The 23,832-nt window shown below is 60.8% G+C and carries 22 protein-coding genes; 6 read left to right on the top strand and 16 right to left on the bottom strand.

The window, feature by feature from the left end:
* Positions 1-52: 52 nt before the first annotated feature.
* Positions 53-937, top strand: coding sequence for a lipid-binding SYLF domain-containing protein (locus tag GFJ39_RS03545; protein WP_153429869.1), 885 nt, complete (start codon positions 53-55; stop codon positions 935-937).
* A 35-nt stretch (positions 938-972) separates the two neighbouring features.
* On the opposite strand, the gene mltG is transcribed toward GFJ39_RS03545, so the two are convergent.
* From mltG to GFJ39_RS03510, 7 genes are all read right to left on the bottom strand, one after another.
* Positions 973-2,022, bottom strand: a complete 1,050-nt coding sequence (gene mltG, locus GFJ39_RS03540) for an endolytic transglycosylase MltG (RefSeq protein ID WP_153429867.1) — start codon at positions 2,020-2,022, stop codon at positions 973-975.
* A 17-nt stretch (positions 2,023-2,039) separates the two neighbouring features.
* On the bottom strand, positions 2,040-3,326 hold the full coding sequence (gene fabF, locus GFJ39_RS03535) for a beta-ketoacyl-ACP synthase II (RefSeq protein WP_153429865.1): 1,287 nt from the start codon (positions 3,324-3,326) through the stop codon (positions 2,040-2,042).
* 136 nt (positions 3,327-3,462) lie between these two features.
* Entirely contained in the window at positions 3,463-3,702 is a 240-nt protein-coding gene (locus tag GFJ39_RS03530) for an acyl carrier protein (RefSeq protein ID WP_011253554.1), read from the bottom strand.
* 221 nt (positions 3,703-3,923) lie between these two features.
* On the bottom strand, positions 3,924-4,664 hold the full coding sequence (fabG, locus tag GFJ39_RS03525; RefSeq protein WP_153429863.1) for a 3-oxoacyl-[acyl-carrier-protein] reductase: 741 nt from the start codon (positions 4,662-4,664) through the stop codon (positions 3,924-3,926).
* A 12-nt stretch (positions 4,665-4,676) separates the two neighbouring features.
* The gene (fabD, locus tag GFJ39_RS03520; protein WP_153429861.1) at positions 4,677-5,621 is read right to left on the bottom strand and encodes an ACP S-malonyltransferase; all 945 of its coding nucleotides are present in this window, start codon (positions 5,619-5,621) and stop codon (positions 4,677-4,679) included.
* A 72-nt stretch (positions 5,622-5,693) separates the two neighbouring features.
* A complete protein-coding gene (locus GFJ39_RS03515) occupies positions 5,694-6,452 on the bottom strand; it encodes a hypothetical protein (RefSeq protein ID WP_153429859.1) in 759 nt (252 codons plus the stop codon).
* A 41-nt stretch (positions 6,453-6,493) separates the two neighbouring features.
* On the bottom strand, positions 6,494-7,372 hold the full coding sequence (locus GFJ39_RS03510; RefSeq protein ID WP_153429857.1) for a class I SAM-dependent methyltransferase: 879 nt from the start codon (positions 7,370-7,372) through the stop codon (positions 6,494-6,496).
* A 246-nt stretch (positions 7,373-7,618) separates the two neighbouring features.
* On the opposite strand from GFJ39_RS03510, the gene GFJ39_RS03505 reads away from it, so the two are divergent.
* Positions 7,619-8,398, top strand: a complete 780-nt coding sequence (locus GFJ39_RS03505) for an acetoin reductase (RefSeq protein WP_153429855.1) — start codon at positions 7,619-7,621, stop codon at positions 8,396-8,398.
* 43 nt (positions 8,399-8,441) lie between these two features.
* Here GFJ39_RS03505 and GFJ39_RS03500 read toward each other — a convergent pair whose 3' ends face one another.
* The 4 genes from GFJ39_RS03500 to GFJ39_RS03485 form a co-directional block, all read right to left on the bottom strand.
* Positions 8,442-9,167: a glycine betaine ABC transporter substrate-binding protein gene (locus GFJ39_RS03500; protein ID WP_153429853.1), complete on the bottom strand. Its 726-nt coding sequence runs from the start codon at positions 9,165-9,167 to the stop codon at positions 8,442-8,444.
* 74 nt (positions 9,168-9,241) lie between these two features.
* Complete coding sequence (locus tag GFJ39_RS03495; RefSeq protein ID WP_153429852.1) at positions 9,242-11,338, bottom strand: M13 family metallopeptidase; 2,097 nt, start codon at positions 11,336-11,338, stop codon at positions 9,242-9,244.
* A 70-nt stretch (positions 11,339-11,408) separates the two neighbouring features.
* A complete protein-coding gene (locus GFJ39_RS03490) occupies positions 11,409-12,044 on the bottom strand; it encodes a Dabb family protein (protein WP_153429850.1) in 636 nt (211 codons plus the stop codon).
* Positions 12,045-12,143: 99 nt separating this feature from the next.
* Positions 12,144-12,965, bottom strand: a complete 822-nt coding sequence (locus GFJ39_RS03485; RefSeq protein WP_153429848.1) for an acyl-ACP desaturase — start codon at positions 12,963-12,965, stop codon at positions 12,144-12,146.
* Positions 12,966-13,068: 103 nt separating this feature from the next.
* On the opposite strand from GFJ39_RS03485, the gene bioB reads away from it, so the two are divergent.
* From bioB to GFJ39_RS03465, 4 genes are all read left to right on the top strand, one after another.
* Positions 13,069-14,109: a biotin synthase BioB gene (bioB, locus tag GFJ39_RS03480; protein WP_325062814.1), complete on the top strand. Its 1,041-nt coding sequence runs from the start codon at positions 13,069-13,071 to the stop codon at positions 14,107-14,109.
* Between the two features lie 123 nt (positions 14,110-14,232).
* Entirely contained in the window at positions 14,233-15,534 is a 1,302-nt protein-coding gene (locus tag GFJ39_RS03475) for an Hsp70 family protein (RefSeq protein ID WP_153429846.1), read from the top strand.
* Positions 15,535-15,794: 260 nt separating this feature from the next.
* The gene (locus GFJ39_RS03470) at positions 15,795-17,393 is read left to right on the top strand and encodes a carbohydrate porin (protein ID WP_407645856.1); all 1,599 of its coding nucleotides are present in this window, start codon (positions 15,795-15,797) and stop codon (positions 17,391-17,393) included.
* Positions 17,394-17,550: 157 nt separating this feature from the next.
* Positions 17,551-17,832, top strand: coding sequence for a hypothetical protein (locus GFJ39_RS03465; protein WP_228391769.1), 282 nt, complete (start codon positions 17,551-17,553; stop codon positions 17,830-17,832).
* Positions 17,833-17,884: 52 nt separating this feature from the next.
* Here GFJ39_RS03465 and GFJ39_RS03460 read toward each other — a convergent pair whose 3' ends face one another.
* Genes GFJ39_RS03460 through GFJ39_RS03440 form a run of 5 tightly spaced genes read right to left on the bottom strand, consistent with a single transcriptional unit; the run spans position 17,885 to position 23,585 of the window.
* A complete protein-coding gene (locus tag GFJ39_RS03460; protein WP_153429842.1) occupies positions 17,885-18,781 on the bottom strand; it encodes a hypothetical protein in 897 nt (298 codons plus the stop codon).
* Positions 18,778-19,734, bottom strand: a complete 957-nt coding sequence (locus tag GFJ39_RS03455; protein WP_153429840.1) for an MlaD family protein — start codon at positions 19,732-19,734, stop codon at positions 18,778-18,780. Before GFJ39_RS03455 ends, GFJ39_RS03460 begins: the two co-directional genes overlap by 4 nt.
* On the bottom strand, positions 19,734-20,453 hold the full coding sequence (locus GFJ39_RS03450; RefSeq protein ID WP_153429838.1) for an ATP-binding cassette domain-containing protein: 720 nt from the start codon (positions 20,451-20,453) through the stop codon (positions 19,734-19,736). The genes GFJ39_RS03455 and GFJ39_RS03450 overlap by 1 nt, the downstream gene beginning before the upstream one ends.
* Positions 20,446-21,270, bottom strand: coding sequence for an MlaE family ABC transporter permease (locus GFJ39_RS03445; protein WP_153429836.1), 825 nt, complete (start codon positions 21,268-21,270; stop codon positions 20,446-20,448). Before GFJ39_RS03445 ends, GFJ39_RS03450 begins: the two co-directional genes overlap by 8 nt.
* Complete coding sequence (locus tag GFJ39_RS03440; protein WP_153429834.1) at positions 21,267-23,585, bottom strand: cache domain-containing protein; 2,319 nt, start codon at positions 23,583-23,585, stop codon at positions 21,267-21,269. Before GFJ39_RS03440 ends, GFJ39_RS03445 begins: the two co-directional genes overlap by 4 nt.
* Positions 23,586-23,832 lie beyond the last annotated feature (247 nt).

Raw genomic sequence — 23,832 nt, 5'->3', positions numbered from 1 at the left:
TTGGCGCATAGTGCGGGAAACATTCTTTCGATGACTGCAGAAGGTATCTTCCATGACCCTGTCCGGTCTCCTGCGTACCACCACGCTCGTCGCTACGGGCTGTATTGCCCTGTCGGCCTGCTCCGACGCACCCCAGACCACTGCCAGCCAGCAGCAGCTTATCGTTGATCGTGCCACACTGGCTGTCCAGGATCTCTTCGCGGGCACTACGCCCCAGTCGCGCTCGCAGAAACTCCTCGCAGAGGCCAAGGCAGTCATGGTCTGTCCGTCCGTGCTGAACATGTCCTTCGGAATCGGCGGCTCGGGCGGGCGCTGCCTGCTGCTCAGCCGCGATGCACGCGGATCATGGTCCGATCCGGCGTTCTATCGTCTGAGCACAGCCTCGCTGGGATTGCAGGTGGGCGTTCAAAGCGCGGAAACCATCCTGTTCATCATGTCCCGGCGTGGCATTCAAGCCATTCTGGACAGCCAGTTCAAGTTTGATGCCTCCGCTTCCGCTTCCTTTGCGAGCATCGGGACGGGTCTGCAGGACAGCACGGCTGGCGCGCACAACACCGACATCTACGCCGCCCAGAAGAATGAGGGTCTGTATGCCGGTGCAGCACTGGGAGGGTCCAAGCTGACCGTTGATAGTGGCGCTAACCGGGCCTATTACAACCAGACTGTCGGCCCCGAGGACATTGTCGTGACGATGCGCGTCAACAACCCTTCCGCTGATCCGCTGCGCCGCGCGCTGATGTCCGTGGCGAAGCTGCCCGCCAGCAGCGCAGCCACAGCGACGTCCCACGTGTCACAGGCAACCACCGCCGCGCGCACGAACGCCACGCAGGACGTCGTCGGCAACAATCCGTATCCGGCGACCTATGACGCCACTCGCCCGTACTCGGCGCAGGCGTCCAGCGTACAGAGCCAGACTCTCGCCCCGCTGAAGCACTGAGACCATTGCGCCCGTCCTCCCCGGAGGACGGGACTTCAGTTCTGGTCCTGAGATGTCGCCGACAGATGCGCGTGATAGGCGCGGATGTTTTTATCCTGATCGGCGAGCGTCTCAGCGAAATTATGGCCGCCCGTTCCTGTTGCCACGAAATATAACATTTTGCCCTCTGCCGGATGCGCGGCGGCATCCAGAGAACTCTGCCCCGGCGAACAGATTGGCCCAGGCGGCAGCCCCGCCTGAAGATAGGTATTGTACGGACCCGGCGTTTGCAGATCTTCATGGGTCAGAGGCACATCAAGCGTTCCCAGCCCGTTGCTGAGCCCGTAAATCACGCTCGGATCCGTCTGGAGCCGCATTCCCAGCTTCAAACGGTTCAGGAACACACGCGCCACCATAGGGCGCTCCGACGGCACAGCCGTTTCGCGCTCGATCAGGGACGCCAGAACCAGAAGTTCCTGCGGAGACTGGATCAGCCCGTCCAGCGCCTCGACATTGCGCCCGTCCCACGCCGCGGCCAGCTTGGTCACCATCATTTTCTGCAATTTGTCGGCCAAAGCCTGACGCGACATGCCCCAGACATAGGAGACCGTCTGCGGAAAAACCGTTCCCTCAACCAGAGGCGGCAGATCTCCCTTCAGGGCCGGGGCCTTATCCAGAATGGCGGTAATTTTAAGTGCCGTAAGCCCTTCAGGTATCGTCACCTGATGGGAAACGGGCTTTCCATGCCGTAAAATCTCAAGGACATGCGCCACCGAGACACGGGAAGGAAACTGAAGTTCCGCCGCATGAATCTGGCCATCACGATGCGTCAGGAAAGCAGCAATCCGGAAAAAAGTACCGGAGGCCCAGGTCGGCGAAAGAATTCCGTCGTCCTGAAGGGCTTTCGTCACAAGAGCATTGTTGCCGTGCGGAATAACGAAGGTCTTCGCTTCCTGAAGCGGACCGGGATCGGTGTAATGGCCGTAACCTGCGGCCAGTCCTGCGACGAGGAGCAGTGGCGCCCCGAAGAGCGCCAGCTTGCGGCCAGCCTTTGGCGGAAGAACAAGCTTCCGCGGTTCCTCGCCGTCCGGCTGGCCTTCAGACATGAAAAACGAACCCTTCCTCAGTCCTTGAAACGCTTGAGGATGATGCTCGCGTTCGTGCCGCCAAAGCCGAAGCTGTTGGACAGGGCAACGTCGATCTTGCGCTGCTGGGCGACATGCGCCACGCGGTCGATGACGCTGTCACGCGCCGGATTGTCCAGGTTCAGCGTCGGCGGCACGATGCCGTCACGAATGGCCTGAAGGCAGAAGATCGCCTCAACCGCACCGGCCGCACCCAGAAGATGGCCAATGGCCGACTTCGTGGAAGACATGGCCAGACGCTTGGCGTCATCGCCGAAGAAGCGCTCGACCGCATCAAGCTCAAGGTCGTCCGCCATGGTGGAGGTGCCGTGGGCATTGACATAATCGATGTCAGCCGTGGTCAGGCCACCGCTGTTGCGCAGCGCGGCCTTCATGGCCCGGAACGCACCGTTGTGACCTTCGGCAGGAGCCGTGATGTGATACGCATCACCGGACATGCCGTAGCCGCCGATCTCGCCATAAATCTTCGCACCACGACGCCTGGCATGCTCGAGTTCCTCAAGCACGACCACACCGGCGCCCTCACCCATGATGAAGCCGTCGCGGTCCTTGTCCCAAGGGCGCGAGGCTTTCGTCGGATCGTCGTTGGAGCCGGTGGAGAGCGCCCGGGCAGAGCAGAACCCGGCAATACCGAGCGAGCAGATCGCGGCTTCCGCACCGCCAGCCACCATCACGTCGGCATCGCCATACTGGATGAGGCGCGAGGCATCACCGATGGCATGAACGCCGGTCGCGCAGGCCGTCACGACAGCATGGTTCGGTCCCTTGAACCCGTAGCGGATCGAGAGGTGACCGGAAATCAGGTTGATCAGGGCGGAAGGAATGAAGAACGGCGACAGACGGCGGGCCTTGCCGCTCGAAACCGTCAGGGAGCCGTCATAAATCGTCTGGAGACCGCCGATACCCGAGCCGATCATCACGCCGGTGGCGCAGCGATCATCCTCGTCCTCAGGCGTCCAGCCTGAATCCTCGACAGCCTGAATGGCTGCGGCAAGGCCCAGATGGATGAAGCGATCCATCTTCTTCTGGTCCTTGACCGGCACCCAGTCGGACAATGTGAGACCGCCTTCCGCCGTCGGGCCGTCCGGAACCTGTCCGGCGACCTGGGCAGGAAGTTCGGAGGGATCGAAATGCGTGATCCGGCCAATGCCGGACTGTCCTTCGATCAGCCGCTTCCAGGTCAGTTCCGCGCCCACAGCCAGTGGGCTGACAACACCGATACCGGTTACGACGACACGCCGCCCGTTAGTTGCAGTCCCGCTCATCGATGCCTCTTGTCTCACGTTATGTCCGGGTCTTGCAGCCGGGCCTCATGACAAGACCCGGCTGGCCTTCCGCCTCGTATGACGAGACGGGAATCCGGGGCCGGAAAACCTGCCCCGGTCAGCTTGAGGACTGGCCTCAGGCTGCCTTCTGCTTCTCGATGTAGTCGATGGCATCCTTGACGGTTGCGATCTTCTCGGCTGCATCTTCCGGGATCTCGACGGAGAAGGCTTCTTCGAAAGCCATGACCAGCTCGACCGTGTCGAGGCTGTCTGCGCCCAGATCGTCGATGAACGACGCGTCCGGCGTTACCTTGCTTTCGTCCACACCGAGGTGCTCGACAACGATCTTCTTTACCTTGTCAGCAATGTCGCTCATCTGTTCGTTCCTTCTGCCCGTCCGGGACCCTTTTGCCCGTTCGGTGCGTTACATCAAAACTCTTACTGCCGCCTGCCAGTCCGGAGAGCCAGAGGTCCTCCCAGAGCAGGGCCATCCCGTGGTCGGGACGGCATTGCCGCCGGAAGAACCGGACATCAGCCTTCAGCAGGCCGGGCAAAGCAGCGCGCGATTAGCACGCTTTAACCAAAAAGGCCAAGCATTCACACCATCGCCATGCCACCATTGACGTGCAGGGTCGTTCCCGTGACCCATGCCGCCTCATCGGAAGCCAGATATACCACTGCGGACGCCACGTCACCAGTATTCCCCATCCGGCCGAGCGGAATGGAGCCAACCAGCTTTTCGCGCACGGTTTCCGGCAGCACATCCGTCATCGGCGTCTCGATGAAACCGGGCGCCACGACATTGACCGTAACGCCACGCGGACCGGCTTCCTGCGCGAGCGACTTGCTCATGCCCACGATGCCAGCCTTGGCAGCAGCATAGTTGGCCTGACCGGCATTGCCCGTCGTGCCCACCACGGAGGCAATGGAAATGATCCGCCCTGCACGGCGACGCAGCATGCCCTTGAGCGCAGCGCGGGCCAGACGGAACGGGCTTTCCAGATCCACGGTCATGACCTGCGACCAGTCGCTGTCCTTCATGCGGATGGCGAGCGTATCGCGCGTCAGACCGGCATTGTTGACCAGAATATCCAGCGGCGTGCCCGCAACCGCTTCCGCCTTGGCGACGAGACCGTCAGCCTCGGCCGGATCGGACAGATTGGCGACCGCGATATGAGCGCGCTCGCCCAGGCCGTCAGCGAGTTCCTGAAGAGCCGCTTCGCGGGTGCCACTGAGCACGACCGTCGCACCCTGAGCATGAAGCTGACGGGCGATGGCAGCGCCGATGCCTCCCGATGCACCCGTGACGAGAGCCGTTTTGCCGGTAAGAGAGAACATGATCGGTTGTCCTTATAGGGTCTTGAGCAGGGCTTCGATTTCGGCAGGCGTCCCGGCATTGCTGGTCGCCAGTTCCGGGGCAATACGACGCGCCAGACCGCACAGGACCTTGCCTGCGCCAAGCTCGTGCATATTCGTGACACCCATCGCCACCATGGCCTCCACGCTCTCACGCCAACGCACCGTGCCCGTCACCTGCTTTACAAGCAGCTCACGGATAACTGCCGGATCGGTCACCTTCGCCGCCGTGACATTGGCAATGACGGGGACGGACGGCGCGTTCAGCGGCGCGGTCGCCAGCGCATCTTCCATCTCACGTGCGGCGGGCGCCATCAGCGACGAATGGAAAGGTGCGGAGACCGGCAGCTTCACGGCGCGCTTGATGCCATGTTCCCTGGCCACGGCAATGGCGCGGTCAATGGCGCTCATCATGCCGGACACAACGATCTGGCCACCGCCATTGTCGTTGGCGATTTCCAGCGTTTCGCCCTGAGAGGCTTCATCGCAGATCGCACGGGCCTGAGACGCATCCACACCCAGAAGAGCCGCCATACCGCCCTCTCCGGCTGGTACAGCGCGCTGCATGGCCTGACCACGCAGACGCAGCAGGCGCGCACCTTCCGCAATCTCCAGCGTGCCAGCCGCGGCGAGCGCGGAATACTCACCCAGCGAATGCCCGGCCAGCAGGGCTGCCTTGTCCGCCAGCTTGAAGCCGCCTTCGCTTTCCAGAGCGCGGACGGCCGCGAGCGAGACCGCGAACAGCGCAGGCTGTGCGTTTTCGGTCCGCGTCAGTTCATCCGCATCGCCGGAGAACATCAGGCGCGACAGATGATCGCCGAGCGCCTCGTCCACTTCCTGAAAAACGGCACGGGAGGATGCAAAAGCCTCATTCAGGGCCTGCCCCATCCCTACGGACTGGCTCCCCTGTCCCGGAAAGACGAACGCGTGAACCGACATGGATCCCCCTGCTGGCGATAATTTCAAGGTTCCGCGTGATGCGTCGTTGCGGGCCATCTGTCAAATCCCGCGTCACTTTTTCCGTTTGAGCGTGAAGAACTCGTCCGTGGGCACCTTCACGCGGATCATGGAAAACGGCCTGTCGGACCGGAACACCGTTCCATCCTGATAATCCTGCGGCCGGAGAACATATGTGTAGGGCACGGCCCCCTGATTATCGACCAGAAGCCGCGCCGTCCCGCTCTCCACCGCCTCGAACCGTGCGCCGGGGGCGACATCGACCTTCAGGCGATGAGCGTCCGGCGCCAGAAAGGCGAGGATCACGCCAAAGAAGTCCCGGATGGCGGCATTGATCTCCCCCATCCAGACCCCGGCCTGCTCTTTCGTGAAAGAGGGCGTCGGCAGGGGGGCCACCTCGATCGCCAGTTCAAGCTGGACTTTCCGGCCGGGTGGCAGGGTTAGCAGAACGGGCGGATTTTCGGCCAGAAGTGCGTCGGAACGGGGAAAACGCATGTCCCGGTCCTGCCCTACGAAGAGCGGAATATCGCCGCCTTTGGCATGGAGCACGACATGCGCCTCGGACGGCACGGCATGATCGGGCAGGATGTCGCCCAGAAAATGCAGTGACAGGTCCTTCCGCGCACGTTCGGGCAGACGGTCGAACCGGTCATAAACCCAGTGGATGCCCCTGTAGCTGCCGACACGCATCGCGTGCTGCCCGGTGACGGTCACGATTTCCGCTGTCTGGGCAGGCGCAGCAGAGGGCGCAGCAGAGAAAGACATGAGCACAAGAACTGCGAACAGGACCGTACCGATACCGGCTTTTCTCAAACCCCTCTCCTTACGTCCCGTCTCTTCATGACAAATGATGACTACCCGATCTTCTGCATCACGATCAGGACCTGTGGCAACCGCACGGGATTGTCCATATATTCGATCAGACGGAACAGACCGCCCCAGGTCTTGATGATGTAATTGCGCGGGATGATCGCCTCACCATAATGCGACTGGGGCTGCGGCGGTTTCGAGGACGCCGCATGCAGGAAGCGCCCGGCTTCAAACTCGGCATTGGCCCGCGCCTCGTCGATGAAGCTGTCCGCGCAGACTTCATGCCACGGGTGATCGAGCCGGATGCCGGAGGCGCGCTTGAGTCTCTGTTCAGCGCAGAACGCGATAAATCTGCGGCTCTGCGTCGTCATAACCAGCATACCGCCCGGCTTGAGCAGTCGATGGAACTCCCGCACCCAATGCCCGGCCAGAAATTCATCCAGATGCGAAAACACGGACCATGACGTAATCAGGTCAAAGCTTTCAGACGTCAGAAGCATCGGCGGGACCAGGCCGCACCCCAGAAAGTTGAGCGCGGGATTGGCCCGACGCGCCGCCATGAGGAAACGGTCCGTGGTTTCCACACCATACAGATTGGCCGGCCGGATATCCTTCATGAACAGCCGGGCAATACGCCCCCAGCCGCAGCCGAAATCCAGCAGCGCCGTCTCCGGACGGACCGGTCGCCCGGCATAGGCACAATACGCCTTGATTTCCCGGAAGAAGACATGCGCCTCATGGATGGAGATTTCCCCGTGGTGCCCATGGATTTCCCGCTGAAGGCCGTCCGGCGGAAAGGAAGGCATCATCACGCCCTGGATTTCAGGAATATGGACGGATGACACCAGAACCTGAAGCCATTCCTCATCACTGATGCCCCCGAAAGTCTCAAAAACGGCGCTAATGCTGTCGGGATGGTTCATCAATTTCCTGCCGAAGCTTCTTCGTAACGTTTATTTAACGCATCCTTGCAGGCACGGAAACAGATGACCAGAGCAGGTTTATGAAAATTATCCTTACCCAGACAGACCCCGTCCCCTTTGACACAATAATGTGTCAGTCTCGCGAAACAGGCGATTTTTTGTGGAATGCGGGAAGCAAAGGGGCGATGGTTCCCGCCGTCATGGCAGTCAGATGCCGATGACGGACAATCGAAGGATCTTTTTTCAATGTCCCTTTCTGGAAAAATCGCCGCAGTTACGGGTGCAGCCCAGGGTATCGGCAAAGCCATTGCGCTTCGTCTGGCCAGGGATGGCGCGGATCTCATCCTGCTGGACGTCAAGCAGGACACGCTCGCCGAAACCGCAAAGGAAGTTGAAGCTCTTGGCAGGCGCGCTGTGGCCCTGACGGCCGATATCAGCAACCGTGACCAGTTCCGCAGCACACTGGCCGATGCCGCAAAGACGCTCGGTGGCCTGGACATCATGGTCAACAATGCCGGGATCTGTCAGGTCAAACCGGTTCTGGACATCGAGCCTGCGGAAATCGAGAAGATCTTCAGCATCAATGTTCAGGGCGTGCTCTGGGGCATGCAGGCGGCTGCGGGAATCTTCAAGGAGAAGGGCACGAAAGGCAAGATCATCAATGCCTGCTCAATCGCCGGGCATGAGGGCTATCCTCTTCTGGGCGCCTATTCCGCGACCAAATTCGCCGTCCGCGCCCTGACGCAGTCGGCTGCCAAGGAACTCGCGTCCTCGGGCATTACTGTCAACTCCTACTGCCCCGGCATTGTCGGAACCGACATGTGGGTCACGATCGACAGGCGCATGGCCGAGATCACCGGCACGGAAGTCGGCGCAACCTACAAGAAATACGTTGAGGGAATCGCACTCGGTCGCGTGGAGACGGCGGACGATGTCGCCGGTTTCGTCGCCTATCTCGCCAGCAGCGATGCCGATTACATGACGGGCCAGTCCGTCCTGATCGATGGCGGTCTCGTTTTCCGCTGAGACCAGAAAAAAGGGGGCCGGTTTCTCCGCGCTCCCTTTTTTATCAGCGACCGATCAGACGTCCGCGCTGCCAGGCTTCGGCAGCCCCTTCCGGGTCCTGCCCTTCAACGGAAATGACATAGTCCAGGGCGCTCATGACCCTGTTGCCGAGCATCATTTCCGAAAGCTCGTCGAGCAGATCACTGTCCGCCTGACGGGCCACGTCTTCACGCAGGATCATTCGGGCCGACATTTCTCCGCCCAGCAGATGGGCCGGATCCTCGATCACGCTCAGCAGATCCGTATGGAAGACCGCATGAGGCTGCGTTGCCACGACCAGCGGCTTCTTTCCGGCATCGCGGGCCTTTTCCAGACGCTCGATCAGCGCCCCTTCCCCGATGCTTTCAATCGGCAACACCGAAAGGGCCGGAAGCTGCTTGAGGGCTTCTTCCAGCGCCTGACGGCTGTCATCGCTGACGATGATGCGGTCCACATCCGCGGATGTCAGCGTCCCGACGGCACCCAGCGGCGACAGGGCCGCAAAACTGACGACAGGCTGGTACAGATCGCCCAGAACCCGACGCCCCGGACCAGCAAGCTTTTCGTCCCGCGGAAACCATGCGGAGACGAGAAGATCGACTTCCGCCCCTTCGAGAGCCTCCTCGATATCATCGGGGTCCAGATCGACATATTCGACCTCGACCTCATAAGCCTCAAGAACGCGCGCGACCGCGCTGGCACAGCCCGCATGCAACGAGGTGTACAGATGGCCGATCGTCATTTGCGTCATGAGAATGGGTCCGTCAGGCAGAAAAGTGAAACGTGAGACCGTGATTAGGCCCCACGTTCCGATTTGTCACGACCTTACCAGATCTTTACACGCTGATCCGGTGCCAGATAGAGCTTCTGGCCGGGCTTTACGTCGAACGCATCATACCAGGCATCGATGTTGTGAGCCGGGATGTTGACGCGGGTAATGGCCGGGGCGTGCTCGTTCGACAGCATCTGCTGACGCAGTGCATCCGGACGATCCTTTTCACGCCAGACCTGGGCCCAGCCGAGGAACACGCGCTGATCGCCCGTCAGACCATGCACGACCGGCGCGGGCTTGCCGTGCAGCGAGTCATGATAGGCCTGAAGACCAAGGTTCAGCCCCCCGGAATCCGCGATATTCTCGCCCATGGTCATCTTGCCGTTCACATGCGCGCCCGGCAGGACTTCCTGTGCATCATACTGCGCACCCAAGCGGTCGGCCAGCTTCTGGAACGCATCCGTCGAAGCCTTGGTCCACCAGTCGTTCAGGCGACCGTGCTCGTCATAGTGACGGCCCTGATCGTCGAAGCCGTGGCTCATTTCGTGACCGATCACACCGCCGATGGCACCGTAATTGACGGCGACATCACCCTTCGGATCGAAGAACGGCGGCTGAAGGATCGCAGCCGGGAACACGATCTCGTTCATCGTCGGATCGTTGTAGGCGTTCACCGTCTGCGGCGTCATGCCCCACTCGTCACGGTCCACGGGCTTGTCGAGCTTGTCGAGGTCATGCTGCCAGTTGAACGCGGCACCACGAACGGCATTGCCGTAAACGTCGCCCTTGCGGATTTCGAGCTTGCTGTAATCCCACCATTTTTTCGGATAGCCGACCTGAATGGCGAAATGGTCCAGCTTGTTCAGGGCCGCCTTGCGGGTCGGCTCGTCCATCCAGCTATTGTGCTCGAGACGTTCGTGGAAGGACGCCTTCACTTTCTGCACCAGCGACGTGATCTGCGCCTGTGCGGAAGGCGGGAAGTAACGCGCGACATATTCGCGGCCCAAGGCCCAGCCCAGGGCACCGTTCGTCACGCGCACGGCGCGCTTCCAGCGCGGAGACTGCTGCGCCACACCCGACAGCGTATGGCTGTTGAATTCGAACGACGCGTCATAGAAATCGTGGGACAGGTAGGCTGCGGCATTGTCGCCCAGATGGAACGCCAGCCAGGCGCGCAGCGTTCCGATATCCGTCCCCTTCAGCACCGTGGCCATCGCCTTGACGCCCGCAGGTTCCCGGACATCGACCTTGCGGTTTTCCAGCCCTTCCGCCGAAAGTCCGGCGCTCGTCAGGAACGTGACCCAGTCAAAGTCCGGAGCAAGCTTCTGAAGTTCGGAAACCGGCATCGGATTGTAGATCTTGAGCGGATCGCGGGTCTGGTCACGCGGAACCTCGACCTTGGCAAGCGCGGTTTCGAGATCGACCACGGCCTGGGCGTTCTTCTCGGCGTCCGGCCAGCCTTCGAGCGTCAGCATCTTGGCGATATAGGCCTGATAGGCTTTCTTTTTGTCCGCCAGCTTGGGGTTTGTGTAGTAGCTCGTATCCGGCAGGCCGAGACCGCCGCCCACCCCGATGCTCATGCCCTGATCGAGCATCAGCATGTAATGCTGGGGATCTTTCTGATCCTGCTCCACGCCGATCTGGAATGTTGAGAACATCATGGATTTGAGGGAAGCGCCAAACGCTGCGGCAAGATCCCTGCCGTTCGCGACCTTGCGAATCGTCTCGAGATCGGCGGACAGAGGCTTGCCGCCCAGACGGTCCACAGCCTTCTGGTCCAGAAAGCTGGCGTAATAGGTGCCGATCTTGCCCATATCATCGGAAGGCCGTTCGGACACTTTGTTGGCAGCCTCGTCGAGAATGGTTTTCTGACGGGACAGCGAAAGCTCATAAAGAATACGGAACGGACCGTAGCTGCTCATGTCGCCAGGAATCTTGAGATTCCTGAGATAGGTACCGTTGGCGTATTCGAAGAAATTGTCACCGGGGCGAACCGCGCGGTTCATTCCGGCCTCGTCAAAGCCCCAGCCCGCATTGTAACCGGCGGCCTGGGCGCCGGAAACAGTCAGCCCCGCGGCGAGGGCGAGAAGACTGGCCCCTTGTTTCAGGGCATGTCGCGACGTAAGGAATCGTTTCACATCAAACCTCATTCCAGAGTGGTGCGCTAGAATGAGGGATAAAATATCATTTCGTCAAAAGGACAGAACGAAAACCGGCCGATCAGCGGTGATGCCTGACTTTCCCTGCTTTTGCGCCTGTGCCGGCAGGTGCGACCTCAGCCGCAACCGTGTAGTCGAACACCATGACCTTCTCGAGATACGGAGCCGCGAATTCCTTGAAAGCTTCGTGAGCCGGATCGAAAAACGCAGGATCCGTTACGATGGGCTTGCCGACATAGTAGTTGCGATCGCCCTCGGACCGGAACGTCACGAGAAACGCCTGCTGCAGGCCGCCATCGGCCCCTTCCCCGCTGCTCTGGAAACCGGTTTCAATGCTGGCGACGACCGGCTTGCCATCCGCGCGTCGGCTGTCCTGTGCAAGATGCAGGAAACGGCCTGAGACCTCGGCGCGCTGGGCGGTCGTTGAGTCCTTGGTGTAGCGGAACATGACCATGTGCCGGACCAGGCCGACATGCCAGTCAGCCGCAGTGAACTGCGCATAACCGACCTGCTTGGCAAGCTGCTGGGCGGACAGTGTGGCGGGGCTGAGCATATCGGTCTTTACCGGCCCGGATGTAGCAATCGGCAGAGAATACGGATCCGCTTTTGCGGCCGGAAACTGATACAGCCCGATGGCACACAGCGCCAGGGTGGCCCCATAGACGGCACGACGGGAGAAAAGGGCGGAAACGGTCATCTCGATCTCCGGACGCAGGGAAGAAAACAGCTGCCTTTCATGGCACAACCGCCCTGTTTCGTCTTCTTTTTTCAGTATCCCAATGTTTCGTGCCTGACCTCAGGCTTCCATAGCTTTCTGAAAGACTTTCCGACGCCACTGCATGAGGCGATAGACAAGGTTCGCGGCAAGCTTCTGCCAGCGCGAATGCGGCGTGAAACCGATGGTCTTGAAGATCATCGCGGTCACCCGGTCGATATGCTTGGGCTTGTAGAACCCCATGGCCTTGGACATGTAGGCCGCGATGCACCGCTGATGGTCATAGGCCATGCCAGGCGGCTCGTTGGTCGTGTGATAGGCGGAGGCCAGTTCGTCGTCCTCGCTCTCCGTCACACGACCCAGCGCAATGCGGGTCCGTGCCCACACACCGAGCTTCTCGCGCTTCAGGTAACGGCGCATGTGATCGTAGAACAGCTTGAAATGCCGGTATTCATCGGCCGCGATCTGCTTGCAGATGGCCTTGAGCAGCGGCTCGTCCGTCGCATCGGCCAGTGCTGTGTAGAACGACGACGTGCCGGTCTCGACCATACAGCGCGCGATCAACTCCCCCGTGCGGGAACCGCGGATCGAGGCGTCCACATCCGCATCGATCTGATAGGATGCCCGATAGCGATCGAATGCCTTTTCATAATTCCAGGACGGATCGGCGAGCATGGCCCAGCGCCCGAGCGCATCCCCGTGCTGCACTTCCTCGACGGCCCAGTTCTCGGCCGCCTTGCTGAAATCCGGATCGCCCACAAAGACGCGACGGAGATACTGGGCGTAGTCGAGACCGTTCTTTTCCACCACGGAAGCCGCCTTCACGAGGGGGATGATCTCGGGATCGACGCGGGAAGGATCAAAGGAGTTCCAGTCCATCTGATCGATATGCCAGTGTTTCATTCTGCGACCTCGTCCGTTTTCCGGCTCATCAAGAGTGACGATGAGATGACACGATGGGACAATTTTGGGTAGGTGTGATGCAGCAACCCTTGGAGATTGATCCGTGACGGCCACCACCACGACCAAGCCAGACGTCCGCCACGACTGGACCCGCGACGAAGTCGAAGCTCTTATCAGCCTGCCTTTTCCGGAGCTGATGTACCGCGCGCAAACCCTGCACCGCCGGTACTTTGACCCCACGAAAGTGCAGATTTCCACGCTTCTTTCGATCAAGACGGGTGGCTGCCCGGAAGACTGCGCCTATTGTCCGCAGAGTGCACTGCACGAAAAAAGCGTCAAGGCCGAGCGCCTGATGGCCGTGGAGTCCGTCATGAAGGAAGCACGCGCGGCCAAGAAGGCCGGTGCGGGCCGATTCTGCATGGGAGCCGCCTGGCGCACGCCGAAGGATCATGACCTCGACACCGTCTGCGAGATGATCGAAGGCGTGAAGTCCCTCGGGCTGGAAACCTGCGTGACGCTCGGGATGCTCGACGCGCAGCAGACCGAGCGCCTCAAGAACGCGGGACTGGACTACTACAACCACAACCTCGACACGTCCGAAGAGTTCTACGGCTCCATCATTTCCACCCGCACCTACCAGCAGCGTCTCGATACGCTCTCGAACGTGCGCGACGCAGGCATCAATGTCTGCTGCGGCGGAATCGTGGGCATGGGTGAAGACCTGTCCGACCGTGCCGGCCTGCTCATGACGCTCGCCAACCTGCCCAAGCACCCCGAGAGCGTGCCGATCAACCTGCTCGTCCGCGTCGAAGGTACCCCGCTGGGTGAGGCCGAAGCCGTCGATCCCATCACCTTCGTCCGCATTATCGCCACGGCCCGCATCATGATGCCGGAAAGCCATGTCCGCCTCGCCGCAGGCCGCGAGAACATGACGGACGAAGCCCATGCGCTGTGCTTCCTGGCCGGTGCGAACTCGATCTTCTGTGGCGAGAAGCTCCTGACCACGCCGAACCCGGCCAAACACCGTGACCGCCAGCTCCTGTCCGCGCTCGGCATGTCGCCCATGGTGCAGTCCGAAGCCGAGATGGGCAGGATGCGCCCGGCCGTGACGGAAGACGCCGTCTGCGAGATGGCCGTCTCCTGATCCCCGGTCCACGTCTGAAAGGGGAAGCGTTCGAAAGGGCGCTTCCCTTTTTTTATGCTTGGCCTTTGCCCGCTTCTTCCCTAAACCCACGCCCTTTGCCCAAACCGGAAGAAAGCAGAACCAATGACGGCGCCCGGACACAACCAGACCAAAATCCGCGTCGGCATTGACTTCGGCACCACCAACAGCGTGGTCGTGATCGCGGATGAGAACGGCAATACCCACCCTGCCCGCTTCGTCTTTACCGACCACGCCACCAGCGAAACCTGCCGCACGCTGCTCTGCCTGTGGATGGATCAGGACGGACGCCGCCGCGTCATGAAGGATGCGATCGGGCTGGACGCCATTGAGGCGTATCTGGACGATCCGGCCGAAAGCCGCCTCATCATGTCCATGAAGACCTATCTCGCGCAGGGGTCTTTCCGTGAGACGCGGGTTTTTAGCAACACCATGACGCTCGAAGCCCTGATTGCGCGCTTTCTGACGTCGCTGATGGACAAGGCAGGACTGACTCCGTCCGATGTCAGCGCCACAATAGGCCGCCCCGTGCGCTTTGCGGGCGAACTGGCCGATGATTCGCTTGGTGTCGCCCGTCTGCGCGAGAGCTTTCTGGAAGCGGGCTTTCCCGAGCCCAATATCGTGCTCGAACCCGAGGGCGCAGGCTGGCGCTTCATGCAGCGTCTCGACAGGCCCGCCACCGTTCTTGTTGGCGATTTCGGCGGCGGTACCAGCGATTTCTCGGTCATGCGCTTCAATCCGCAAGGCAGCCAGCGCGTCACCACACTCGGCCATTCGGGTGTCGGCATCGCGGGCGACCAGTTCGACTACCGCATCATCAGCCATGCCGTGGCCCCGGCTCTGGGACGCGATGCGACCTATCGCGTCATGGGCGGCCAGCCCCTGCCTGTCCCGGCAGAATGGTTCGCAAGCCTTGGCCGCTGGCATCGCCTGTCGCTGATGCGCACGCCCCAGACCCTGCGCGACATCGCGGACGTCGCCAAAACATCGTCCGAGCCGGAAAAGCTGCGGAGCCTGCTGCGACTGATCGAGGATCAGGAAGGCCAAAACCTCTATCGCGCGGTCGGACAGGCCAAGAGTGACCTGTCGCGTCAGGAGAGCACCGTCCTGCGCTTCATTCACCGTGATCTGAAGATCGAAGAGACCATCACCCGCGCGGATTTCGAAAGCTGGATCGGGCCTGATCTGGCGCGACTGGACGACGCCATCGAAGATGCCATGGTTCAGGCTGGGCTTGGACCGAACGATATCGACCGGGTCTTCCTGACCGGAGGCACGTCCTTCGTGCCTGCTGTCCGCGATCTGTTCGACCGTCGCTTCGGGGCCGAGCGAGTGGACGGCGGATCGGAATTCGTCTCGGTCGCCGAAGGACTGGCCCTGATCGAGCGTGAGCGCCATCAGACCTGAACAGATCCTGATCCAGTCAAACGCTCCCTGAAGCCGCACCAGTCCGGTCTTCAGAAAAGCTGATTCAGCCACCCTTCAAATTGCGGAATGCCCGCGCAAATGCCCGACAATAAATTATACTTTTTTATTTAGTGAAGAAAATTCCGGATTATGTGATTGGGAATTTTCTTCATTAGGGACTTTATGTCTCTATCAAAAGATACAAACACACCACATGCGTTCATTCTGCTATCTGTGTTCGTATATTGTATTTAAAATCAATACCCATATTTATTATGATCTCAGAAAAGAATACCAAGATGTCTTGTAAGTATTTTTTAAAAATATTCCTGAAGATTAATATTATTTCGGCTATTGGCACCCTTCCCCTGGCCGTCCATGCTCAGGATACAGCCGCCGTCGCACCACAGAACATCCCCTCTGCGAGGCCCCTCCAACTCCCCTCCACGAACCCGGCCATCGCGCTGCCACCCGCCCGGAAAACCCCGGCTCGCCATCCACATCCGCCCGCGCCATCCGCCGATCATCTGGGCGCGATTTTCGATACGGAGAGCATTTCATCGCTGCTCAACCGCAATGATGATGCCCTGCGACGCAGGGACCTGACAGCCGGTTATTATGTACCGGCACAATCCTTCGGTCACATTGCGCCCCAGCTCTCGCCCTACCGGAACTGGCTGGCGGAGCGCGGCTTCAGCTTCGAGTTCTCCTACAAGGCAGAAGCCATGGCGAATGTCGGTGGCGGCATCAGCAAGGGCATGTCCTATGCCCATGAACTGACCTTCAATACACGATGGGATCTGGGCCGGCTGCTCGGACTGGATGGCTGGATCCTGCATGCGGTGATGATGGAGCGCGCGGGCCGCGAGGTCTCCTATGACCATGTCGGGGACCACCATATCCTGCTGAGTGAGGTCTACAGCCTCTCAGGCCATGCGGCGGCCCATCTGGCGGACATCTATCTCGAAAAATCGTTTTTCAACAACCACCTCAACATCAATATCGGCCGCATCACGCTGACGCATACCTATGCGACGTCCCTGCTGCTCTGCACGTTCATGGTGCAGTGCTCCGCGCCCCCCGCCATCAAGGCTGACGAGGGCTGGAGCGTCTATCCGAAAGCCACCTGGGGCGGCACGCTGCGCTTCAAACCCACACGGGACCTGACCCTGCGAACCGGCGTCTACAGGGTTGGCGCGCTGACGGAAAATCCGAGCGGCTGGGCCTGGGGCAGTGAAAAATCCACGGGCATCATGCTTCCGATCGAACTGACCTGGGAGCCCTTTATCGGTCCAGACAACCTTCCGGGCCATTACAAGCTCGGCTTCGCGCATGACACATCGCCTTATGCGGATCGCCTCGGGACCATTCCGGCGATGTTCGCGAAGGAAGTCTTCCATGACGCCACCAAACCACGCGACACGTTCTATATCGAAGCGGACCAGATGGTGTATCGCAAGGGCGGCCAGCATCAGATGGCGGGCGGATACATCCTCGCCGGCTACGTGCACAATACGCCCAGCGTCTCGACATTCTCGGATCAGGTCTATGTCGGCGCATCGCTGCTGGGCATTATCCCCCGCCGGCCGTTCGACCGGTTCGGCGTGATGTATTCCTACTATCAGATGAGCCCTGCCATCACGCTCGGCCAGCGCCTGAGACAGCTCGCGGGCATGTCCATGGGAGCTTTCGTCAACGGCCCGCAGACCCATTCCGCCATTCTGGAAGCCTATTACGGCGTCCCCATCCGGCCGGGTCTCGTGCTACAGCCGGAGTTTGAATACATGATGCGCCCCGGCCAGACCTCGGTTATTCCGAATGCGACACTGGTGGGCCTCAAGATTCTCGGGAACCTGTAATATTAAGTCATATATAACAAAGACGTTACTTGTGGTTTAACAGAAATGTTATTCCATATTTTATTAATTACCCGTTCGTGATTTGGAACAGAACATCCATTTACATAACCTGAAAGCCCATAAGGATTACAGCCAAGGGACTTTCAGCATGAAAACAATGCTTGCTTCTTTTTTCGTTCTTGGACTTCTGGGCGGCACAGCTCTCGCGCAGGAGCCCAAGGCTGAGAATGCTGTCGCCAGCACGACTTCAGGCGAGAAGCCCCGGGTCACACAGGCGGCAGACCGAACGAACAGCGAGACCTGCAATCAGGTCTGGGTCAACACCGCAACGCATGTCTATCACGTTCAGGGCAGCTTCTGGTACGGCGCTACGGCCCACGGGACGTATATGTGTGAAGCGGACGCCAAGCGTGCAGGCAATACCCGCGGCCAGTTCTGACGAACATTACAAACAGGCTTCCGGCCTCATGGACCATGAAGCCTGTGATCGTTCAGTCGGATGCGCCGAGACCTGACTGGTCGACCGGGGTTCCATGAACCTGCACCGTAACCTTTCCGGGTTCCGCCTTTTCAGAAGCGGTCTCTTTGGACGCGGCCCCATCATCTCCAGCCTGCTTTGCCGCCACCTGCCCGCTGATTTTTTCCTGCTGCCGAAGGGCCGCAGCCTGTGGCTGATGCCCCGCCGCCTCGGCCGCGTCCGCCGCCAGAGTGAGCGCACGGCGCATCCCGCGATAATCCAGCGCATCACGGCGACTTTTCACAACCGACAGGGCCTCGCTGCTGGCCAGTTCGGGCTGGCGGCGCAGCAGGTTCAGACGGGCCGTCAGTTCCTGCCGGTCAACCTGCGCGCTGGTTTCACGGAAGGTGGCCAGATCATTCACGCGCTGGGCCAGAACCGTATCCTGTCTCAGATCCGCTGCGATCAGACCTGACAGGTAAAGCGCCCGTTCACGGATTCCCGTATCCGGAGACTGAAGCGCGCGCCCCACAGCCTGCGACGCGAACACCGTGTCATGAAGCCGGTACAGGGCGGCCGCGCGGATCACGGCCAGGTCGGACGTATCCGAAACACCGCGCAGGCTGAGCGCGGCTTCGGTCTCGCCAAGACTTTGCAGGGCTTTCCGCGGCTCGTCTTCCGCCAGCAGGACTGTCGCCAGATTGAAACCGGCCTCGTGAATGGACGGCGCATCATCGCGCATCAGGGCACGGTCCATCGCGGTCCGGTACTGGGCCTCGGCCTGTGTGGCCTGACCGATTCCATAGACGCTCTTACCGGTATCCATGGCGTCTTCATAAGGCTGATCGGGCTTTGGCCCCTTCGTCGCGGACGAGCAGCCGCCCAGCGTCAGAACCATCAGGCCCGTGCAGGCCAGAAGAACGCGCCTCATGGCCGCACCGCCTGTGCCGGCAGACGACGCGAGGGTTCCTGCCTGCTGCCCCCACCGCCCAGCAGCCACAGCCCGCGCAGCTGATCCGTCAGCTTGCGCAGACTGCTCGCACTTGCTTCCGCCTGAGCCAGAAGAGCCGGAAGCTGCGCCGTAGCCGTATTGGCATGTGCCACGGTCTGCTGTACCTGCGGCATGCTCTGACGCAGGCTGGCCGTCGCGGCCCTGGCATTGGCCATCGTTCCATCAACCTTCGTCATGACGCTCCCTGCCTGTTTTTCAATGGGCCTGAGATCCGCGATGACAGCATCAAGATGCGCCAGGGCCGCATTGGCCTTGTCGAGCACGTCATCCTTGACCAGCAGCCCGCCGATCGTGCCCTGTCCTTTTCGCATGTCGGTCAGCATATCGTTGACCTGCGTCGTAATGAGCTGGACGTTATTCATGGCCGGTACGAGCTTGTTGCGCAGATCCATGACGGTCCGGGTAATCACGTCCGCCGGGTTGGCCTCGACCGTCGCCTGAAGGACCGCGTAGTCCCAGTCGAGCGGCTTGCCCTTGCCCCGGCCCAGTTCAATGTAACTTGCCCCCGCCACGATCAGGCGATGGCGGATGATGGCGGTGCTGTCCTGGCGGATGAAGTTGGCGAACTGCGGGTCCAGATCCCCTTCCGCATACATCCGGCCCGTCTCGTTGAGCTTCAGACGGCGGATTTCACCTGCATGAACCCCCATGACCTCAATATCGTTGCCGATCGCAAGTCCGGCCACACCGCTTTCGGGCAGGACAAAATGCAGTTTCTTTTCCGGCGTCAGCCACTGGCGCAGGAAACCGGCCTCCACGACAGCCACCGCGAACATGACGATCGCGGCAAGGACAAGCAGCCCGACCCATTCATCCGCATAGCGGTTCTGAAAGAGTGGTCGGGCGGTCTCGGTCTGGCGTACGCGAAACATCAGGAACCTCGCATCGAAAACAGTCCGTCATCATAAAGGCGCAGGCGGATGGTGGCATCGGACGCATAATCCCCCCACCCGCTTTCATCCGGAGCCATCCACACAACCGCGCATCCCCGGTCCCGCAGATCGGTTACGAGAGACAGAAAAGCATTCATCAGACTGGCCGGCGCTCCTTCCATGGGATGCTCCAGCAACAGCAGGGTCGGCTCGCCCATCATCGCCCGCACACAGGCAGCGCGCCGCCGGTCCAAGGCCGACAGGCGGTTCGGCGGGATTACCGGCAGGCCCGGCAGACCGAGCTGGAGGGCAAGATGCACCGCCTGCGCCTGCAACCTGTCGGTCGGAATGCGTGTATGGTGCAGTTGGGGCCACAGGATGTTCATGTGCGTTCCATACAGATCCACCCATCCCCCCGTGACCACGACCCGCCCGATCCGCCCACGCAGCGCATTGCCGCGCCGTTCATCGAGATCGGCCCAGTCCAGCCCCATGCACCGGACATGCCCGGCACCCAGCGGAATGAGGCCCACGCACATATCGGCGAACAGGGCCGCCTGCGCCATATCACGACACTCGATCAGGGCACATTCGCCAGGATTGAGACGCAGGTTGTAACGGCTCGATACCAGCCCGCTCTCATCGAACTGCGGCGTGGCATCGAGCAGTTCGAGCCGGGCATCCAGTGCATTGAGGAAGACGTCGTCAGTCTCAGCCATCGAAACACACACTGAAAACGACGTTGATGACCATGATGGACAGCATCCCGCGCGCAAACCCGCGCGGCAGCATGCTGGACAGGTCGTCTTCGGTCGTGACATCCATACCCGACAGGCACGAACACACACCCACGGCGTAACCGCTGAAAATGAACTTGGCCGGGATCACGAAATAATCGATCGGCTTTACGCTGGCCACCACCTGATCCATAAAAGCCCAGATCGGCATCGTGATCGCATCTTCCACGCGACAGACCCCGTAGCCCACGACAAGGGCCGCCATACTGAAAATGATGCCGAGCGTGAACCCACTGATCGTCATGGCAAGACTGCGCGGCAGCAGGAACGAGATGAACGGATCTATCCCCATTCCGGTCATGGCGCGCATCTGCCCGCCCGTCGTGAGCGTGCCAAGCTCGGTGAGCATCAGCATGCCCGACCGTCCCAGCAGGATCACGCCGACCAGGACCGGGGCGATCTCGCGCACCAGAACCGTGGACAGAATGGACCCGGTCATCTGCGCCATGCCCGCGAAACCGAGCCAGTAGACGGTCTGCGCCACGATACCGAAACCCGTCAGCGCCGCCGTCACCAGCGTGCTGAGAATACCACCGCCCACGGCCTGATGCAGGGAGGCCCAGAACTCGATCCGCACCGTCCGCCGCCAGGTCGTCAGCCGCACGGCCTCACGCATGATGCCCCAGCCCGCACCGATCATCATGAGCGTGAAACGCATCTGCGTGCGGGAAAAATATCCCAGATGCACCAGCATGTTCCGGACCATCGTGATCCGGTCGAGATTACGCAGCACTTTCATCGGCGGCCCGCCAGAATGAAGCTTCGGGTAATGCCGCTATGGGGCAGATAGAACATCCCCCTCTCCCGGAAGAGGAAATGTTCCCGCAGGATCACGTAGGCCTGCTCGGAGACCTGGATCGTACCCGCATCCGGCGCGCTGCCGGTCAGGAGTTCAGCGCCATTGAGGGCATCGCCCCAGATGTTGAAGACGGAAGGCCGTTCGCCGAGTTCCGACGCCATGACCGGGCCGACATCCATGCCGATCCGGAACACGGGATCCAGATCCGCCGCCGCCAGCGAGGACAGACAGGCTTCACGGATCGAGACCGCGGCATCCGCCAGCCGGACAGCCGCGGACGGGTCCGGCGTCTGCGAACAGCCGCCCACGAGGACGAGCCGGTTGCTTACGACCTGAACGGAGAACAGCCCGCTGTCGCGCGCGATTTTCTGGATTTCCAGACTGAGCGTGCGGATGACGTTCATGGCGCGCGCGATGCTGTCACGGTCCGGCGCATAGGGGTCCACGAAGGAAATGACCATGACCGGAACCTGCGGATACACACCCGCCGCCACCGGTTCTCCGGCAGTGGCAGAAGGCTCCAGAAGAAAGCCCTCGTCAAACCGCGTGTCATGCTTTTCGGCCGGTATCGTCAGACCGGAGTGACCCTCGCCCTCCGTTGCATCAAACGGCTTGGCAAAACGCAGGGCCACGATGGAGCCCACGATGGCGATGATGTGCTCCATCGTCTCCGGCTGCCCCGGATCCTCCAGCACGATCGCGCCAACGGTCCTGTGCGCATTGCGGACCGGCTGAAACAGCAGCGTATTCGCCCCCACGGCCCGCATGATGACACGCTGGAAGTTCTGGGTGCGCTCGTCCTGCGAGGCATCCGCGATCGACAGTGTGTGCCCCTCGTCCAGAGCTTCGAACAGCTTGCCATTGTCCCGCCGGCTGATCTCGACGCCCGTGCTGTGCACGTCGCGCGACGGATCGAAAGCATCCTCGCAGAGCAGACGATCCCCATCTGGCAGCAGACGCCACAGACTGGCACGCCGCGCACTGGTCCGGGCCGTCAGGGCCTCCGTCAGGATCGGCACTTCATGCGCGGGATCGAACAGGTCCGGCGTGCTGGCGATTTCCAGCAGCGAGGCATTCTCCGCCTTGACCTGATCCCGCCCCCACTGGAGCCGCTTTCTCAGACGTTCCACATGCCGCCCCTGCGCGACCAGCGCGAGCGCCAACACCGAGGCCAGTCCGACGACCAGCAGCGAGAACCCGATATTCTGCCGCCGGGCCGTCTGGGCAAAATCGGCAAAATCGCTTTCCGGCGCATTCAGCAGCAGCACCCAGTGCCGATGCACGAAAGGCAGTTCGGAGGCGATGGTGACGTAATTCCTGCCCCGCGCCCGCACCACGCCTGTGCCCGGCCCCTTGATGCGGAAACGGTTGAGCGCGTGAATAAAGACGGGCTGCGTCTTGGGATCGAGAAACACATTCCCCGGATCGAAGGTCTTCGGATCCTGCCCGGCCGCGACATTGTGCCCTGCGATGATCTGGCCGTGCATGTCCACGATCACCGCCTGTCCACTGCGCCCGACCTGAAGCTTGTTAAGGAACGAGGTCAGCTGGTTCAGCGAAATGTTGATCGCAAAAACCGATTTATGCCCATCATGCCCGTCAAAGGCGAGCGACGCGGTGATGATGAACTGATGCGTTGAAATATAGGCGTAAGGATCGGTCCAGTGGAGCTGCCGCTCCGGGTCATTCTGATGCTTGACGGCCTTTGCGAACCACGGCCGGACAACGACGTTATAGCCTTCCGCCGGGTCCGAACTCTCGCCCGTAACATTGCCGTCCTTGTCCGTATAGACGTGGTGATAGACCTGCTTGCCGTCATCGGTCTGGAAATGGGTCTGCTCGAACCCGTCCTGACCATGGCGCGTGATCATCCAGAACTGGCCCTGATCGTTCGCAATATAGAAGCTGTCCACCTGCGGCGTATGCGTCAGGATGGAGCGTCCGTAGAGCATGAACGTGTCAGGCGTAGCGTTGGTCAACGGATCGCGGAACATGTCCTGTGCGATCAGGGCGCCGATGGAGGCCGGGGCCAGATAGTCGCTGACCTCCTGCGTCACATAGCGCTGCTGGCTGCGCAGAAGATCGTTGGAGAGCGCAATCGCGCCCTTGCGGGTCGTCTGGTAATTGTGAAGACTGATTCCTGTAATCGCGGCGATGACCAGAAGCACGCCCACGAGAGGGCCCAGGATCTGGAAGATCCTTCGCCGGTCACTGGCAGGGCTCTGGGTGGGATCCACGATTTCTGCGGCTGACAACGTTCTTTCACTCCGAACAGAGACGGGGTCGCGGAACAGGGCCGTACTACCGCGATACGCCAATATCCTCCGACTATTACCAGACTGCAACCCGCAGCCATGAACTGAAACACGCCTGCACGTCCGAAGTTTACTGTTTCCACATCATCCGGTCAGAGGTCTTCCGCGCATTCCATCCCGACGCAGAGATGGTGGATGTGGGATTTGCCCGCTATGGTCGGGCGTTTTTCCAGCAGGGTGGTTTTGC

Origin of the sequence: Gluconobacter aidae (assembly GCF_009547075.1) — a bacterium.
Lineage (GTDB): Bacteria > Pseudomonadota > Alphaproteobacteria > Acetobacterales > Acetobacteraceae > Gluconobacter > Gluconobacter aidae.
This window is presented reverse-complemented; position numbering and strand designations above follow the sequence as displayed.